Source organism: Roseibium sp. AWQ4_290, assembly GCF_056160985.1.
Map to the genome: position 1 here is coordinate 1 of NZ_JBSWYG010000081.1, position 304 is coordinate 304.

A 304-nucleotide genomic window follows, 5' to 3' on the forward strand; every position below is an offset into this window, starting at 1 on the left:
ATCCCGCCTCCGAGAAGCTCGAAATCATCCGACTGGTCGAGCAATCGCACCAGCCGGTGAAAAGGACGCTGGAACAGATCGGCGTGTCGCGGCCAACCTTCTATCGCTGGTACGATCTGTATCGCAGGTTCGGCGAAGCGGCACTGGAAGACCGGCGCCCCGGCTCGGGCCGCGTGTGGAACCGCATCCCTGAAGACGTGCGTGTTCAGGTTCTGGAAATGGCGCTCGATGACCCGGAACTCTCCCCGAGAGAACTCGCCACCAGGTTCACTGACGAACGCCGATACTTCGTCTCGGAAGCCAG

At 61.5% G+C, this 304-nt stretch carries 1 protein-coding gene; it reads left to right on the top strand.

What is annotated here, in order from left to right; genetic code table 11:
- Positions 1 to 304 (top strand): helix-turn-helix domain-containing protein (locus ACXAH0_RS25220; protein ID WP_475196061.1); only part of this gene is annotated, 304 nt, incomplete at both ends.